This window comes from Rhizobium sp. 01T444 (assembly GCF_056398305.1).
Window position 1 is genome coordinate 34,368 of the sequence record NZ_JBFTPD010000025.1, and the last position, 15,835, is coordinate 50,202.

The following is a 15,835-nucleotide window of genomic DNA, read 5'->3' on the forward strand; positions in this document are numbered from 1 at the left end:
ACCTATTCGGCACGTTGTTGCGCCCTTTGCCTCCTCGTGCCGGCTAAGACCATGCAACAGCAGCAGTTTCGAAAAGGAAGATACATGGTTCGACAGGGCGGTTGTTTATGCGGCGCGGTGCGGTTCCAGGTTGAAGGGGAGCCCTATCGCACCGGACTGTGCCACTGCGCGGATTGCCGTAAGGAAAGTGGTTCATCGTTCGTCTATTTTGCCCACTGGTCGCGTGACGCTTTTTCGGTGACCGGCGATCTCAAGGCATATGCGGGGCGAAGCTTCTGCCCTCATTGCGGTTGCAGGCTGTTTTGCTTGAACGAGCAGGATGTCGAAATCCGGCTGGGCTCCCTGGACGAGGCGCCGAGCAGGATTTTCCCGCAGATGGAGGTCTGGACGAAGCGTCGCGAGCCCTGGCTGCACGCTTTTAGCGGAACCGGGCAATATGCTGAGGACCCGCCAAAGAACAGCTGAGCTCGAAATCGCCCAGCGTCAGGCGGCAAGATAAGGCTGTTGTCTAAGGTCGATTCGTGAATTTTGCACCGTGGCCGGCGATGCGATAAAGGCCCGGCGAGCCTGCCTGTCGCGACCAAACAACGTTTCGGAACTCATATGAGGAGCACTGCGTTTGAGCAGTTGTAGCGACCCACGACCCTGATGAGCCGTATGGACAGTACCCTCCCGACTTCCGCCAAAACCTACGTTGGAACTATGCCGCCAAAGATTTTGGCGGGCGGCCCGTCCACTGACTACCCCTTCGGTGGAACGGCGCATTCGGTAGAATTTCTTGTCAACGGCAAGCTCTACTTTGAACGCCTTGCCGAGACGTTGCGCCAGGCGTGTGGTTCCATCTTCATCATTGGGTGGGATTTCAATCCGGACATAATGCTGGAACCCGGCAGATCGACTGAAACCCTCGGCAATTTGCTGAGGAGCGCGGTTGAAGCCAACCCCACGCTTGATGTCAGGATCCTTGTGTGGTCAATGGGGCCGATCTATTCGCAAAAGTCGCTCCGATCCTTTTATCGCACTGACTTCCCGGCCCATCCGCGCATCAAGTTGCGCTTCGCCTCCCACAAGCACTGGTACGCCTCTCATCATCAAAAACTTGTCTGCGTCGACGACGATGTCGCCTTCATTGGTGGTATTGACCTGACCTCGCGACGGTTCGACGACCGACGGCATGCTCCCTGCGATCCACGTCGGCAGGACCCGGACGGAAAACCACACGATCCATTGCATGACGTCCAGGCCATGGTCACGGGGGAGGCCGCCTGGCAGATCGGTCGCATCGCGCGTCGCCGATGGACACATTCGAGTGGTCAGGAGGAAACGCTTCCTTATGTTGCATCGCAAGGCCGCCAACTATCGAGCCGCTCGGTATCGATCAATAACATTCCTGCCCGCTTTGCGCTGACCGAACGGGGAATGGGGATTGGCGGTGGCACACGAGACGGCATACGAATGACGCTCGAGATCATCAAAGACGCAAGGCACAGCCTTTATATCGAAACGCAATATCTGGCGTCCCAGACGATTGCCAAGGCGCTCGCCGCGCGCCTTAGCGAATTGGACGGCCCGGAGATCGTCATCATCTGTACCCGCAGCTCGCACGGATTCATCGAGCAGTTGGTCATGGGTCGCAACCGCCGTCGGGTCATCCGCTGCCTCAAACAGGCTGATCGCCACGATCGGCTGCGGGTCTTCTATCCATCGGTGCCCGGTGTGGAGGGCGAGGCAGAGGTCCTGGTTCATTCGAAACTGCTGATCGCCGATGATGCTATCGTGCGGATCGGCTCGTCCAACCTAAATCACCGGTCGGAGTGGCTCGATACCGAATGCGATATGCGCCTTGACGCCACAACGCCCGACCATCTCGAGGCAATCGCCGATCTGCGTAACCGTCTGCTTGCCGAACATCTCGGAACGTCGGCAGCCACGGTCGCCGATCAAATGCGCCAGCTTGGCTCGATGATTAATACGATCGAGGCTTTGAACGGCGGTCCTCGGTGCCTGCGAGCGCTCGACACGGATATTGGTCCCGGCCGCCTGGAGCCGGTGATTGGAACCTTGCTCTTCGACCCGCAGGCGCCCGCCTTATCCTGATCGGGCCTCGGAGGGCGGTCGCATCACGGTCTTTCCATCCTTGCGCGATTGGCCTTTGCGCGGCGCGAATTCCGAGATCAGCAGCAAGCCCGTCCCCAGCATGAGCGGCAGCACGAAATAGATCGCCCGGAACGCAATCAGTGCGCCGATCGTGGCAGCATCCGGAACGACGTGCCTGACCGTTGTCTCCAGGACGCCGAGACCGCCTGGGATGTGGGTCGCAAGGATCGCCGAATTCGCCAGTACGAATGCCGTCACCGAACGGAGAAATGCGACCTCGGCGAAGGCGCTCAAAAGTGCATGCAGGCATGCCGATACGAACAGGAAATTCACCGTCCCAATCGCGACTTGGCAGATAGCGATCGGGAGCGGAGGCAATTCAACCGACCAACGCCAGAGATGGAGGCGGGCCCGCACCAGACCGGATGCCGCCACATAAGTGAGGGGCGCCAACAACAGGGCAGCACCTGATAGCCGGGCGCTGCCTTCAGACAGCCGCAACAGAGGCGCTGCGTCTGAAGCGTTGACAATCAGGGCAAGGGCGCCGAGCGTGACAAGTCCAAGGCCGACAGTGATGCCGCAGAAGAGAACGATCTTCGCCACGTCCTCGGTCGATAAGCCCCAGCGGGAATAGAAACGATAGCGGAAGGCGCCGCTGCTCAAGCCGGCAAAACCGATATTGTGACCGAGCGAAAGACTGACGAAGGACGCGAGCGCGACCTGCCGATAGGCGAGTTGTTTGCCAAGCGACCGGACCGCCAGAAAATCGAAACCTGTCAGGCAGATATAGGAGCCGGCTGCTGCGAGCGTAGCAAGCAGCAAGCTTTGAACGGGGATGCTCGCAAAGGAATCCAAGATCTCGCTTGCGCTATATTGGCGGAAAATCCGGTAGAGAAGAAAGGCGGCGAGGCCGATTGCGGCAACGAACAGGCCTTTCCAGATCAGCGATTTAAGAGTCATGCATGCTTTCCCGGACGCGCGGAATGGCGTCGTGAAGTTGGAACGAACGAGGCGCTGTTGTGTTCCTCGCAGGGGATCAGAGGTTTGAGGACGCCCTTGGCAGAAAACATCACGCTCATGACCTATAACGTCCACAGCTGCGTCGGCACCGACCGGAAACTTGATCCTGGGCGCATTGCTCAAGTCATCGCACAGGCCAAGCCCGACATTGTTGCACTCCAGGAGGTCGATGTCGGCCGGTCGCGCACAGGGGGGCTGGATCAGGCGAGGGCAATTGCCTCGCTCTTGAAGATGCAGGCCCATTTTCACCCGGCACTAACCGTGGCGGAGGAACTCTACGGAGATGCAATCATCACGGCACTTCCGACCGGCGCAAGAAAAGCCGGTCTCCTGCCCTCGATGGGTGAGCCACGCGGGGCGATCGCGCTCGAAATATTCGTCAGCGATCAAAAGCTGCTTGTTATCAACACCCATCTCGGTTTGCGCGGGCGCGAACGCATACAGCAAATGAACACATTGCTCGGTGCCGGATGGATTGGAGATCATGACGGTCCCGTCATCCTCTGCGGCGATTTCAATGCGATCCCCGCATCAGCCGCCTACAGGGCTGCGGCCCGCCGGCTTCGCGACGTGCAACAGGAAAATCGGACCGGTTTCCGTCCCACCTTCCCGTCCCGGTTCCCTGTTATGCGGCTCGACCATATCTTCGTGACGGAGGCAATAGGTGTTGTCGACGCCTATGTCCCGAATGACCCGCTCGCAAGGATGGCTTCGGATCATCTTCCGCTGGTTTCGATACTTGCTCTTTCGCGATAATGGGTGTCGGTGACCAGCGGCGGGGCCTGTCTGAGGGCTATTTAGTGCCCGACCCAGGCTCTGCCATTTTTGCATGCTGATGCGCGAGTACGCTGGCTGGCGTCACATTGGCGACGGCGGCCTGCAATTTGTTCTTCCAGCCGCTGACGACATCACCTTCTCCGTCGAGCATGGCGTCATAGCCGATCCGCGCCACATCGGCCGGATCGTCCTTCTTTGCCTGACCGATCGACGTATCCATCAAGTCGGCTCGTTTGAAGAATTCCGTTTCAGTCGCACCGGGCATCAAGCAGCTTACGGTTACGCCGCTGCCTCTCAGTTCCTCGCGCAGCGCGAAGGAGAAGCTGTTGATGAAGGCCTTCGTGCCGTTTGTAGACGGCCTGGTAGGAGCCCGGCATGAAACCGGCGATCGAACCGGTCAGCAGGATCCGCCCTTCACCACGGGCGCGCATATGATTGCCTATTTGCTGAACGAGATAGATCGTACCGGTGATATTTGTGTCCACCACCTTGCGCACGTCGGCGAAATTCTGATCGAGAAAACCCTTACCAAGACCACGGCCGGCATTCGCCATCAGGAGATCGACGGACCGACCGTCGGCCTCGATGCGCTCGATCAATCTATCGACGCCCTCAAGAGTCGAAAGGTCAGTCTCGATGGGCTCGACCGCGACACCGAAAGCTTTCAGTCGGGACGCCGCCTGCACGATGCGGGCTTCGTCGGCGGCGATGATGAGATCGTAACCATCGCGTGCGGCGCATTGGGCAAGCTCGAAGCCGATGCCGGTGGAGCGCCGGTAATAACGGCCATGCCTTTCGTCGAAGCAGTTTCGGCCATTTTGTTTCTCCTAGGGCTTGAGGACAACCTTGATGCAACCATCCTGTTTGTCGCGAAACGTTTTGTAGAGATCAGGACCGTCCTCCAAAGACGCCCGATGTGTTATCACGAATGAAGGATCGATTTCGCCTTTCTGAATGCGCTCCATCAGAAGCGGCAGGTAGCGTTGGACGGGCGTCTGGGCCATCTTGAACGTCAGGCCACGGTTGATTGCAGAACCCATCGGGATCTTGTCGAGATAGCCGCCGTAGACGCCGACGATCGAGACTGTGCCGAAGTTCCGGCAGCAATGGATCGCCTGACGCAAGACGTGGGGCCGGTCGGTCCCCATGAAAGTCGCGACCTTGATGCGGTCGATGCGCGAATCCCAGCTTGCCGAGGCGTCCGCCTCGGTGCCTACCGCATCGATGCAGGCATCCGCCCCGCGGCCGCTCGTCAGTTCCATGACCCTGTCGTAGATATCCTCATCCCGGAAATCGAGCGTGATGGCACCCGATCTGTGCGCGAGCGCCATGCGCTCCGGCACGGTGTCGATGGCGATTACCCGTTCGGCACCAAGAATAAAGGCGGACTTGATCGCCATCTGACCCACTGGCCCGCATCCCCAGACTGCGATCGTCTCGCCGGGCTGGATGTTGCAGAATTCAGCCGCCATGTAGCCGGTCGGAAAGATGTCGGAAAGAAAGAGAACCTGCTCATCGCTCAGACCGTCCGGGACCTTGATCGGACCGACATCGGCATAAGGCACGCGCAGATATTCCGCCTGTCCGCCGCTGTAGCCGCCGAGCAGATGCGTATAGCCGAACAGGCCGGCGGGCGAATTTCCCCACATTTTGGTGACCTTTGAGGGATCGGGGTTGGACCGTTCGCAACCTGAGAAGAAGCCCCGCCTGCAGAAGAAGCACTCGCCGCAGGAAATCGTAAAGGGAACGACGACGCGATCGCCGACCTTGAGCTTGGGATTGTCCTTGCCGACTTCCACGACCTCGCCCATCGTTTCGTGGCCCATAATGTCGCCACTGTGCATGTCGGGCATGACGCCATTGAAAAGGTGAAGGTCCGAGCCGCAGATGGCGCAGGCGGTAACCTTAATGATCGCGTCGCGACCGTCCTCAATCTCCGGATCGGGTACGCTCTCGCAGCGGATGTCATGTTTGCCGTGCCAGGTAAGCGCCTTCATGCGTCGTCCTCCTCTTGTCAATTCTGCTGCCTTTGTTCCTGCATTGTCGCAAATCGGAAGCCGCTACGGCACGCGACGATCTTTGGCAGGTTCGGTTGATGATCCCAAACCTCAGCGTGGCGACCTTGTTCCCCACAAATCGTTCGCCGGTGCTATTGCGATCCCGATGCTCGCGATCATCGCGAATCCGATCGTGTTTCTTGCGGGGCCCAAGGTCGCCGGGTTGACAAGCAATGGCTGAGGCGCCTTCAGCATTGATGATCGCAGCCATTGAGACGGGCTCGCGCGCAGTCAATACAGCGGTTCAATCGGCCTGGCGCCCTAGCGTGTCGGCAACATAAGCGCCGCGTGTGCCCATCGGCCGCGGCGCGCCGGTCGTGGTGTCCCTTGTCGTCTGATGCTCAAGCTCGGCATTGAGCTCGGCGCCAATGATGAGGATGGTGACGGAGAGCCAGATCCAGACCAGCAGGCCGATCAACGCGCCGAGTGTCCCGTACGTGGCATTATAGTTGGCGAAGTGGTCCAAATAGAAAGCAAATCCAAGCGACATTGCCGACCAGGCGATCGTCGTCAACACCGCTCCCCAGGTCAGCCAGCGCAACCTTGCTGGTTCGCGGCTCGGTGCGAACCGATAAATCGTCGTGACCGCGCCGGCGACGATGATGAGCAGCAGCGGCCAACGGCCAAAGAGGGCGAGCTTCTCTTTCAACCCGTCAAGCCAGACATAGGACAGAATGAGCGGTATGACCGCAATCAGTGCCACCACCGCAATTGCGCCGACGATGGCGCAAAGCGTAAAGGCAAGGCCTATAAGGTTGAGGCGGACGAGGCCGCGTTTTTCCTTTTCCTCGTAGGCTACGTTCATCGCGTCAAAAAGGGCGAGCGTGCCGCTATGAGTGCTCCAAAGCGCGAAAGCGAGGCCGACGAAAAACGTTATTCCCAGACTTTCTTCCCGTCGGCCGGCGAGCGCCCGGATCTGGTCGGCAACGATGTCAAAGGCTCCGGGTGGCAGCATGATCGCAAGCTTGCGCAGATGATTTGCGATGGTCATCGGATCGGCGGCGAGGCCGTATAGGGAAACGAGAGCAGCAAGAGCGGGAAACATCGCTAGCAACAGGTAGAAGGTCACACCGCCCGCGATCAGCATCACCCTGTCTTCGCTGACCTCCCCGACGACGCGCCAGAAAACGTCCCGCAACCCCCGCATTGGGATTTCTTCCGGAACATCGGCCTCTCTGCCGCGACCAACATCGTGACCGGGCGCAGCATTTATCTGCGATCGACCCCTGCCCCCTCCAAGGGACAAAGCGAGGCCGGCAACAGCCGCAAGCCCCAAAACAATCTTGGGTACATTGTGCCGTTGCATTCCCATATCCATCTGCTCCGTTGCTTGCCGCCAGGCCCTATGCAATGAGGTCAACCAGATATCAAAGCTATCGCTGATCGCTCAGTCCGCGGCTGCTGATGGCGCAATCGTGCAAAAGGCCGATTTGTTCCAATCATCTCATTACTCTTCTGCTCGAGGGTCTGCCTGATCGTCGAGCGCCAAAAATATGAACGCGTTAAGACCGGAAAGGCTCCTGTCTGGCCTCGGGACCATCGACCCGCGACTGTGTCCTCCGGTGAGACCAAAACCGCCGAAAGTATTAGGGTCACTTGAAGTACAGCCGAAGGTACTCGGAGCCTCGTCCGTCGAAACATCGTCCCTTCTGCCCCGTCGGTCGTGTTGATCAAGTTCACCAGATGGCCAGACCATCAGCGCGGCTTTCCAACTGTTGGCAAGGTGAAATCCGGCGCCAGTGCGTGGCAAGCTGCAGAAGGCTGAAACCGAAGACGAGGTCAGAAAAGCTTCGGAATGCTCGCCTTGGTCCTGTCCGCGTCGCAAGTGCGAACCAACCTCGTCGCGGCTCAGTTTTGTCCCAGGCCACCTCGCCTGAAGTCAGGGGTCCATATATCCGGATGCCCGGATCGTCAGGTTGGCCTCGGTGACGGGTATCGAAAAGATCAACGCGCCCGTTGCCAGCGACTGTGCCGGCACGTAGTCGAATGTCGCTTCCGAGACCTCTGTCCCGCCGTCCAGCCTTTTGGCCTCGCCTTGAACGTGCACCGCAGAGGCGGTCTTATTTGCATCATTTTGGACAGCGAAACGGACCTGATGGTCTGAATCCCCCGCCATAGGCGGAAGCCTTTTGATCGAGAGGCGAGGCGGCAAAGGCGATTGTGTGATCGCCTGATAAAAGATGAAACCGATCATGGCTGTCACGAGCAGCGTACTCGCCAGCCCGACCGCCCATTCGACAGGGTGGGGCTTGTTTGCGGTGCCGTTCGGCTTATCGTCCACTGGACTCCTCATAGTATCAGTCGCGCGGCGGCCGCGCCGATCGAACACGGCAGGCCAAGAACGATGACGGCGGTGAGCATCGGCCAGATCGCCGCATCTCCAAAACGCTCGAAAGTCCACAATGCGTATGCGCTGACAAGAAGGGACATCACATATCCCGGCAGTGTGAAGCGGATGATGACATGCCAGGCTGGCACCTCGTCGCCGATCTCATGTCCGCCCTTGAAGGAAACGGCATAGACGAAACCGTGCATGACAAGGAGGGAAAGTGCAACGACAGCCAGGACGTGCCATGGCGTCATTTTGTAGGATAGCAGGATCATCTCCTCGGTCGGCGCGACGTTAAGGCCAAGAAAGAGCGCGCCAATCGCCATCAGAAACATCTCGCCGGCATAGTCTGCCGGCCCCTCCTGGATCGGATCGTCGTCGTCCTCGGTGTTGTCTCCCGTATCGCCGTTCAGCTGGCTACGGGCAAGAAGTGCGCCGATGCTTGCCGGAACAGCCTGCACGGCGATTTTTCCAACGACCTCGTGAAATGGCTGACCAAACTGCAGGACACCGACCGCGGTCAGGACTGCGGTGGAGGAGACGATGCCAATTGCATAGGCGATGGCCGCGTCCCGGATCGCATCGCTCCAGGTATGGGTAGCCTCGAAACCGACATTGTTGGACAGAACAATGAGCAGCGGAATGTTGAGGAGAAGCAAGATCAGTAATCGGCTACGATCCATGTAGAAGCCAAGTTCCCACATCTCCATCGTCATGAACATCGGCAGGGCAAATATCAGCGCGCCTGCAAGCCCGCGGCCGAGTCCCGCAGCAAATCGGGTGCCGTTCCATTTTCGGGATTGTCTCTGCTGTGCGTTCAAAGCCATGATCGCCATAAAACTAGGCAAGCGGTGGCGCCTGGCCAGTGCCAGGAGCGGCGCGCAGGCAACATTGGCGAAATATAGACATATTTGAGAGATGCAGGTCGCGTGAGGCTAGGATCTTCACGATCCAAAGTCGAGCATGACCTGGTTCCCGCCAGGACCGTCTAGGACGGCAAGGCATCCTTGAACCGGACCGTGGCGGCAAGCAATCCTTTCTCGTCAACGATTTCGAACGTCTGTCCGTCCATTTCCCGGCCGGACTTCAGCCGTTCTGCCATGAGTTCACGCGCATGCGCCTTTGCTTCCTCGATTGCGACGGCAACGTTGGCGCACACGCTTCCTTCGGGGTCGCAGATCAGCTCGTCGCCATTCCTGATGTGAAAATAGTATCGCATGCTTCACCGTTTGGAGTTGCCACGTCCGTTCGCTCCGATCAATCGCTCGTATTCATGCTCGGGAACGCCATAAGAGCCGGCCGCAAATTCTTCCAGACCCGCACGGTTGCGGACTATGATCGACCCCCTTAGCGAGCGGATCAGGTGATGGCCTTCAAGGACGTGGAGCGAGGTCGTCACACCGGGGCGGCGCGCCCCTAACATCAGCGCGATATAGTCGTGCGTTATCGCCATCTCGTCGGTGCGAAGGCGATCGTGGCACATCAGAATCCAGCGTGCCAGTCGTTGCTCAAGCAGGTAGCGGACATTGGCAAGCGCGGTGTAGGCGACCTGGGTTGCGAAAACATGCATGTATTTGATAAGGGGGACCTGAAAGTTTGAACTCCTCATGGTCGCTTCGCGCATCGCGGCGATCGGAACGCGGTAACCTGCTCCCCCGACATTCATTTCGATCAGGTAAGGGACCGTATCGTCGCCGATGATCGTGGCAGTGGGCACAAAGCCTTCCCAACCGAACATGCCGGCTTCCGCCATCTGGCCTGTCGACGAAACAGTCATGACAGCCCCGACGCCGCTTTCGAGAAAATAGACGTGTTCGAGCTTTTCCCGAGGCACGGCAATCCTGAATTGCGACGGGAGATCGACCATCTCCAGGTAGGGCGCAAGGAGGCCAAAATCGTCCCGCTCGAGAGCCGTCAGCATACGATTGGATATTTTGTCCTGGCTAGGCCCCATCTCTTCCTCCCATCGCCACTGGCCAGGAGCACGCCGCAGGGCCGGCCCGGAGGCGTATCAATCTCTATTGAACGCCATTTCAGAGCTCGTGGTTCCGGTCGTGCTCGCAGATAAACATCATTGTCGCCAGAGGCGGAAGATCCGCGAGAAGCGATTGACCACGACCATGCGCCTCGACGGGCTGCGTGTCCCGGTCGCCAGCTCCTACGCCCGCGCCGCCATATACGGCCGCATCGGTGTTGAGTATTTGCCGCCAGCGGCCGGAAAATGGGACACCGATCCGGTAACCGGGCCGTGACATCGGGGTGAAGTTTGAAACCACCAGTATCGCAGAGCGCCGTTCGTGGTCATAGCGCAGCATTGCGAGGACCGAGTTTTCCGCATCGTCGGCAACTGCCCATTCGAAGCCGTCAGCTTCGGTGTCGCCATAGTGCAAGCAGGGAAAATGTCGGTAAATGCGGTTGAGATCCCGCACGAGCCGCTGCAGGCCAGCGTGAACAGGATCATCCAGAAGATCCCATTCGATGGAACCGTCATGGCTCCATTCCGATCTCTGGCCGATCTCGCATCCCATGAAGATGAGCTTCTTGCCGGGGTGGCCCCACATGAAACCGAAAAGGGCGCGCAGATTGGCCAGTTTCTGCCACTTGTCCCCCGGCATCTTGGAAAGCATCGACGCTTTCCCGTGAACGACCTCGTCATGGGAGAATGGCAGAATGAAACGCTCGCTATAGGCATAAATCATGCCGAAGGTCATCGAGCCGTGATGGTATTTCCGGTAAATCGCATCGTCGGACATGTAATGAAGCGTGTCATGCATCCAACCCATGTTCCATTTCATGTCGAAGCCCAGGCCGCCTGCTTCAGGTGACTTGGTCATGTTTGGAAAGGCGGTCGATTCCTCCGCGATCATCAGTGCATTCGGGTAGCGTTCGTGGACGATGCTGTTGAGGTGCTTGAAGAATTCGATGGCTTCGAGGTTTTCGCGCCCGCCATAGCGGTTCGGTACCCATTCGCCATCCGCGCGGCTATAGTCGCGGTAGAGCATCGATGCGACGGCATCGACGCGCAATCCGTCGATATGATAGTGCTCCAGCCATTCGAGCGCGCTGGCGATGAGAAAGCCTTTGACCTCGTTGCGGCCAAGATTGTAGATCAGGGTATTCCAGTCTTGATGAAACCCTTCTCGCGGGTCTTCATGCTCGTAAAGCGCAGTCCCGTCGAACTGCACCAGGCCCCACACGTCAGTCGGAAAATGCGCCGGAACCCAATCAAGCAAGACACCGATACCGGCGCCGTGGCAGCGATCGACGAAATAGGCAAAATCCTCGGGTGTGCCGTAGCGACCGGTCGGTGCGAAGAGACCGAGTGGCTGATAGCCCCAAGATCCACCGAAGGGATGCTCCATGATCGGTAGCAGCTCAATGTGAGTGAAGCCCATGTCGCGAACGTAGGGAATGAGCCGCTGCGACAGCTCTACCCAGTCGAGCGCGCGTGCGCCATCCTGCATGTCGCGCAACCAGGAGCCGGCATGAACCTCGTAGATCGAGAATGGCTCGCCCAGCCGGTCCGCCCCCCGCCGCCCCCCGTCCATCCATGCGGCGTCACTCCAGGAGAACGGGTCGATCGAGGCGACGACGGAGGCGGTCGACGGCGCCGGCTCTGCCGCCCGTGCCACCGGATCAGCCTTCTGGGCGAGAAGATTGCCGTGCCGATCGAGGATCTCGAACTTATAGCGCTCACCAACGGTAAGATGAGGGATGAATATCTCCCATATGCCGGCCTGCGGGCGAAGTCGCATCGGATGACGGCGGCCGTCCCAGGAATTGAAGTCGCCGACGACCGATACGCGCCGAGCATTCGGTGCCCAGACGGCGAAGCGTACGCCGGCCACTTTGTCGACTTCAAGCGGGACGGCGCCCAGTGCTCTGGTGAGATTATAATGCGTGCCTTCCGAAATGAGATGAAGGTCGAGCTCGCCAAGCAGCGGCCCGAAACTGTAGGGATCATCTGTGAGCTGGACCCCGTCTGGCCAGTGGATCCTCAGACTGTAAGGGCCATGGTCGGCAAGGATTGCTCCAAAGAGGCCGGCCGGGTGAACGAGATCGGCCGAAGCAAGCAGTGCACCACTCTGGCGATCGATCACCTCAAGTCCCAATGCTCCAGGAAGAAAAGCTCTGAAGCTGAAGCGGCCGTCACCGGCCGGGTGCATGCCGAGGATCGAAAAAGCATCGCCATGCCTTCCCTCGGTGAGAGCTTGCAGCGCATCCGCCTCCACACCGAAGAAGATGTCGGCGAGGTCGGTTATCATAAGCGGGTCTCCGAAAGTCGGGTCAGGATGTTGGCAAAGCCATTGAGCGGGATCGGCAGCCATTTCGGACGGTTTCGCGCTTCATAGGCGATCTCGTAGGCGGCCTTTTCGAGGAGGAAAATGTCGAGGACGCGCCGGATCTCTTCCGAGGTCTTCGGCAGATCGGGTGAGGCTGAAAGCGCCTTGACATAGGCCTGCAGGAACACCTGTTCTGCGCTTCTGCCAAAACGGGTAATGACCTCACGACGCCGTGCATCGTGGTGATCGGATATCGCGTCATTTTCGAGCATGGCAGTCGCCGTCAGGTAGTCCAGCGAACGCAACAGGCCGGCAGCGTCACGGAGTGGGCTTGTCTTGGCCCTTCTTTCAGCGAGGTTGCGTGCCGGTTCTCCCTCGAAATCGATGATGACGGCATCTCCTTCGGTGACCAGGATCTGGCCAAGGTGAAAGTCCCCATGCGTCCGGGTCAGCAGCGTGCCTCTTGCCTGGCCAGCGAGATCTCCGGCGAGTTTGATGATCCGGTCCTGTTTGCCAAGAAGAAGCCCGATACGCTCACGAAGGTCGCCATCGACGTCTTCGCCGATGTCGACCAGTTTGGAAAACGCATAGGCGATTTCGCCGGTGACGGATTTTCTGATGACATCGACGTCCCCATCGCCCGCCCGGAACGGTGAAAATGCCTCGTCTTCGGTCGGTCGTGACAGGAGCACATGCAGTTCACCAAGCCGCTCTCCGACCATGGCAACGAAGGTCAGTAGTGGTTGCAACTGCTCGTCGGCCGTCTCAATTGCGGTTTCGGTCATGACGATCTCGTCGGCAACCCGCCGGAGGTTGCCAAGCATCCAATTCCACGCATCACCCTGGTTGCGGATGGCACCCTGGACGATGATCAGGGTCGAGCGCCTGCCTTCGCCATCGGTGCGTACAACCTCGCCAAGCAACGGTGCGGTATGTTCATATCCGTGCTCGGTCAGATGGCGGGTCATTTCGACTTCGGGATGGACGCCGATGAAGATATGGCGGATGAGCTTGATCATCGCCAGGTCGCCGACAATGAGCGAGCTGTTCGACTGTTCGGCCGATAGCCAGCGGATTGGCATGTCGTCGCTCAGCGCCAGACAATCGATCCGGTCGGTACCAACGAACTCGATCTGGCCTGTCCGACCGCTGACGATCGAGCGGTCGCAGAGCCCTCTCAGGATGCCGCGTGCCATTGTTTCGACCGCAAAACCATCGGTTAGGAAGCCGACACGCCTGCCCTGTCTTATACGCGCAAGCGACAGCTGTTGGCCAAGCACGTTCGGCGCCGTGTCGTCCCATTCGGCTGCCAGCGGCAGCTGGTAGGTTTCGACATGATCGGGAAGCACGGCCTCCAGCTCGCCGAGCACGACACCCTCGGCAAACGGAATGGGTGACGCCGAGACAAGCCGCGCCTCTTGAAGGGGCTGGTCCTTGGCGCCGAACCAGCGGCGCTTGGACAGATAGGCCGGCAGAATATCGCGGCTGAGGATCGCCGCATGCTGGGGCTGTTCGACGAGCTCCGTCAGACTGCGCCGGACGACGAGCGTGAGGAAGTCGGCCAATTGCTCGGGCGGGGCCATGCGCCAGGCGGGACCATCTGCTTCGGCATTGAGCTGGAACCAGAAAAATCCATAGGGAGGCAAGGTCAGCAGATAGGTCAGCTGGCCGATCGGCGGGAAAGGCGACATACCGGTCAGCTCGATGGGAATGCGGCCTTCGAAGGCTGATAGGTCGAGCTCGACAGCCTGGGGGAGCCGCGAGAGATTGACCACGCACAGGATGACTTCGTCGTCATGCTCGCGAAGATAGGCAAGAATGCGCCGGTTGCTCGGCGTGAGAAAACGCAGCGTGCCGCGCCCGAAGGCGCTGTGGCGGCCGCGCAATGCCAGCATGCGCCGGGTCCAGTTCAACAGGGAATGGGCATCGGAGACCTGTGCCTCGACATTGAGGGCCTCGAACCCATAGAGCGCATCGGCAACCAGCGGCAAGACGAGGCGAGCGGGATCTGCTCGCGAAAAGCCACCATTGCGGTCGGGCGACCATTGCATCGGCGTTCGCACGCCATCCCGGTCGCCAAGATAGATATTATCGCCCATGCCGATCTCGTCTCCATAGTAGACGACGGGCGTACCGGGCATGGACAGGAGGAGCGCGTTCATCAATTCGATACGCCGGCGATCACGCTCCATCAGCGGCGCCAGGCGGCGACGGATGCCCAGATTGATCCGGGCGCGCTTGTCGGATGCATAGGTCTCCCAGAGATAGTCGCGCTCGGCGTCGGTCACCATTTCCAGTGTTAGCTCGTCATGGTTCCTCAGGAAGATCGCCCATTGGCAGGTCTCGGGTATGTCGGGCGTCTGCCGCATGATGTCGGTGATCGGAAAGCGGTCTTCCTTGGCGATCGCCATGTACATGCGCGGCATCAACGGGAAATGGAAAGCCATGTGGCACTCGTCACCATTCCCGAAATATTCGCGTGTGTCCTCCGGCCACTGGTTTGCCTCGGCTAGCAGCATCACGCCTGGATGGGTGGCATCTAGCGCTGCGCGGATCTGTTTCAGGATCGCGTGAGTTTCGGGCAGGTTCTCGTTGTTGGTGCCCTCACGCTCCACTAGATAGGGGATCGCGTCGAGCCGAAAGCCGTCGATCCCGGTTTCGAGCCAAAAGCGCATGATATCGATGAGCTCCTCCATCACCCGGGGATTGTCGAAGTTCAGGTCCGGCTGATGGGAATAGAAGCGGTGCCAGTAATAGGCACCGGCGACCGCATCGAAGGTCCAGTTCGATTTTTCCGTATCCAGGAAGATGATGCGGGTCTCGGGAAATTTCTGGTCATTGTCGGACCAGACGTAAAAATCGCGGTCAGGGCTGCCGGCCGGCGACTGCCTGGCGCGCTGGAACCAGGGATGCTGGTCGGATGTATGGTTGATGACGAGCTCGATGATTACCCGGATATTGCGTTCGTGGGCGGCCGCGACGAATTTGCGGAAATCGTCGATCGTCCCGTAATCGGGACTGACATTGCGATAGTCGGCAATGTCGTAGCCGTCATCGCGCCGTGGCGAGGGAAAGAATGGCAGGAGCCAGATGGCGTTGACGCCGAGCGCGGCGATATGATCGAGTTTCTGATAAAGGCCCTCGAAATCACCGATCCCATCGCCGTTGGCGTCGTAGAAGGACTTGATGTGCAACTGATATATGATCGCATCCTTGTACCAGAGCACGTCGTCAGTGATCGTTTTTCTGTCTTCCGTGAAGGCTATGTCCAT

13 protein-coding genes and 1 pseudogene are annotated in these 15,835 nt (G+C 59.1%); 4 read left to right on the top strand and 10 right to left on the bottom strand.

From position 1 onward, the window contains the following. Window positions 1-84 precede the first annotated feature (84 nt). Together AC1DTN_RS27070 and AC1DTN_RS27075 are read left to right on the top strand one after the other, a co-directional pair. Window positions 85-465, top strand: a complete 381-nt coding sequence (locus tag AC1DTN_RS27070; protein ID WP_025670270.1) for a GFA family protein — start codon at window positions 85-87, stop codon at window positions 463-465. A gap of 192 nt (window positions 466-657) precedes the next feature. Further along, window positions 658-2,097, top strand: a complete 1,440-nt coding sequence (locus AC1DTN_RS27075; protein ID WP_477923350.1) for a phospholipase D-like domain-containing protein — start codon at window positions 658-660, stop codon at window positions 2,095-2,097. Here AC1DTN_RS27075 and AC1DTN_RS27080 read toward each other — a convergent pair. Continuing rightward, entirely contained in the window at window positions 2,089-3,057 is a 969-nt protein-coding gene (locus AC1DTN_RS27080) for a lysylphosphatidylglycerol synthase domain-containing protein (RefSeq protein ID WP_477923352.1), read from the bottom strand. The two genes, AC1DTN_RS27075 and AC1DTN_RS27080, sit on opposite strands and share 9 nt — an antisense overlap. A 117-nt stretch (window positions 3,058-3,174) precedes the next feature. On the opposite strand from AC1DTN_RS27080, the gene AC1DTN_RS27085 reads away from it, so the two are divergent. Continuing rightward, on the top strand, window positions 3,175-3,873 hold the full coding sequence (locus AC1DTN_RS27085; RefSeq protein WP_477923437.1) for an endonuclease/exonuclease/phosphatase family protein: 699 nt from the start codon (window positions 3,175-3,177) through the stop codon (window positions 3,871-3,873). Between the two features lie 37 nt (window positions 3,874-3,910). Here AC1DTN_RS27085 and AC1DTN_RS27090 read toward each other — a convergent pair. After that, window positions 3,911-4,711: pseudogene (locus tag AC1DTN_RS27090) on the bottom strand (SDR family NAD(P)-dependent oxidoreductase). Between the two features lie 10 nt (window positions 4,712-4,721). Next, window positions 4,722-5,891, bottom strand: a complete 1,170-nt coding sequence (locus AC1DTN_RS27095; protein ID WP_477923353.1) for a zinc-dependent alcohol dehydrogenase — start codon at window positions 5,889-5,891, stop codon at window positions 4,722-4,724. Here AC1DTN_RS27095 and AC1DTN_RS27100 point away from each other — a divergent pair. Further along, window positions 5,890-6,132 (top strand): hypothetical protein, encoded by a 243-nt coding sequence (locus AC1DTN_RS27100; RefSeq protein WP_477923355.1) that lies wholly within the window; start codon window positions 5,890-5,892, stop codon window positions 6,130-6,132. The two genes, AC1DTN_RS27095 and AC1DTN_RS27100, sit on opposite strands and share 2 nt — an antisense overlap. Before the next feature lie 63 nt (window positions 6,133-6,195). Here the strand turns inward: AC1DTN_RS27100 and AC1DTN_RS27105 are convergent, their stop codons facing one another. From AC1DTN_RS27105 to treS, 7 genes are all read right to left on the bottom strand, one after another. Beyond that, window positions 6,196-7,269: a YihY/virulence factor BrkB family protein gene (locus AC1DTN_RS27105; protein WP_477923357.1), complete on the bottom strand. Its 1,074-nt coding sequence runs from the start codon at window positions 7,267-7,269 to the stop codon at window positions 6,196-6,198. 561 nt (window positions 7,270-7,830) lie between these two features. Further along, complete coding sequence (locus AC1DTN_RS27110; RefSeq protein WP_113184717.1) at window positions 7,831-8,232, bottom strand: hypothetical protein; 402 nt, start codon at window positions 8,230-8,232, stop codon at window positions 7,831-7,833. An 8-nt stretch (window positions 8,233-8,240) separates the two neighbouring features. Continuing rightward, a complete protein-coding gene (locus AC1DTN_RS27115) occupies window positions 8,241-9,107 on the bottom strand; it encodes a TIGR02587 family membrane protein (protein ID WP_477923358.1) in 867 nt (288 codons plus the stop codon). A 161-nt stretch (window positions 9,108-9,268) separates the two neighbouring features. After that, on the bottom strand, window positions 9,269-9,499 hold the full coding sequence (locus AC1DTN_RS27120) for a DUF6894 family protein (RefSeq protein WP_113325564.1): 231 nt from the start codon (window positions 9,497-9,499) through the stop codon (window positions 9,269-9,271). Between the two features lie 3 nt (window positions 9,500-9,502). After that, the gene (locus AC1DTN_RS27125) at window positions 9,503-10,234 is read right to left on the bottom strand and encodes a Crp/Fnr family transcriptional regulator (RefSeq protein ID WP_113184716.1); all 732 of its coding nucleotides are present in this window, start codon (window positions 10,232-10,234) and stop codon (window positions 9,503-9,505) included. A 79-nt stretch (window positions 10,235-10,313) separates the two neighbouring features. Continuing rightward, window positions 10,314-12,545, bottom strand: coding sequence for a 1,4-alpha-glucan branching protein GlgB (gene glgB / locus AC1DTN_RS27130; protein WP_477923362.1), 2,232 nt, complete (start codon window positions 12,543-12,545; stop codon window positions 10,314-10,316). After that, entirely contained in the window at window positions 12,542-15,835 is a 3,294-nt protein-coding gene (treS, locus tag AC1DTN_RS27135) for a maltose alpha-D-glucosyltransferase (RefSeq protein WP_113325013.1), read from the bottom strand. Before treS ends, glgB begins: the two co-directional genes overlap by 4 nt.

Coding starts and splice junctions, on each gene's coding strand:
- AC1DTN_RS27070 (WP_025670270.1), top strand. CDS start 85: ATGGTTCGACAGGGCGGTTGTTTATGCGGCGCGGTGCGGTTCCAGGTT.
- AC1DTN_RS27075 (WP_477923350.1), top strand. CDS start 658: ATGGACAGTACCCTCCCGACTTCCGCCAAAACCTACGTTGGAACTATG.
- AC1DTN_RS27080 (WP_477923352.1), bottom strand. CDS start 3,057: ATGACTCTTAAATCGCTGATCTGGAAAGGCCTGTTCGTTGCCGCAATC.
- AC1DTN_RS27085 (WP_477923437.1), top strand. CDS start 3,175: ATGACCTATAACGTCCACAGCTGCGTCGGCACCGACCGGAAACTTGAT.
- AC1DTN_RS27100 (WP_477923355.1), top strand. CDS start 5,890: ATGCGTCGTCCTCCTCTTGTCAATTCTGCTGCCTTTGTTCCTGCATTG.
- AC1DTN_RS27095 (WP_477923353.1), bottom strand. CDS start 5,891: ATGAAGGCGCTTACCTGGCACGGCAAACATGACATCCGCTGCGAGAGC.
- AC1DTN_RS27105 (WP_477923357.1), bottom strand. CDS start 7,269: ATGGATATGGGAATGCAACGGCACAATGTACCCAAGATTGTTTTGGGG.
- AC1DTN_RS27115 (WP_477923358.1), bottom strand. CDS start 9,107: ATGGCTTTGAACGCACAGCAGAGACAATCCCGAAAATGGAACGGCACC.
- AC1DTN_RS27120 (WP_113325564.1), bottom strand. CDS start 9,499: ATGCGATACTATTTTCACATCAGGAATGGCGACGAGCTGATCTGCGAC.
- AC1DTN_RS27125 (WP_113184716.1), bottom strand. CDS start 10,234: ATGGGGCCTAGCCAGGACAAAATATCCAATCGTATGCTGACGGCTCTC.
- glgB (WP_477923362.1), bottom strand. CDS start 12,545: ATGATAACCGACCTCGCCGACATCTTCTTCGGTGTGGAGGCGGATGCG.
- treS (WP_113325013.1), bottom strand. CDS start 15,835: ATGGACATAGCCTTCACGGAAGACAGAAAAACGATCACTGACGACGTG.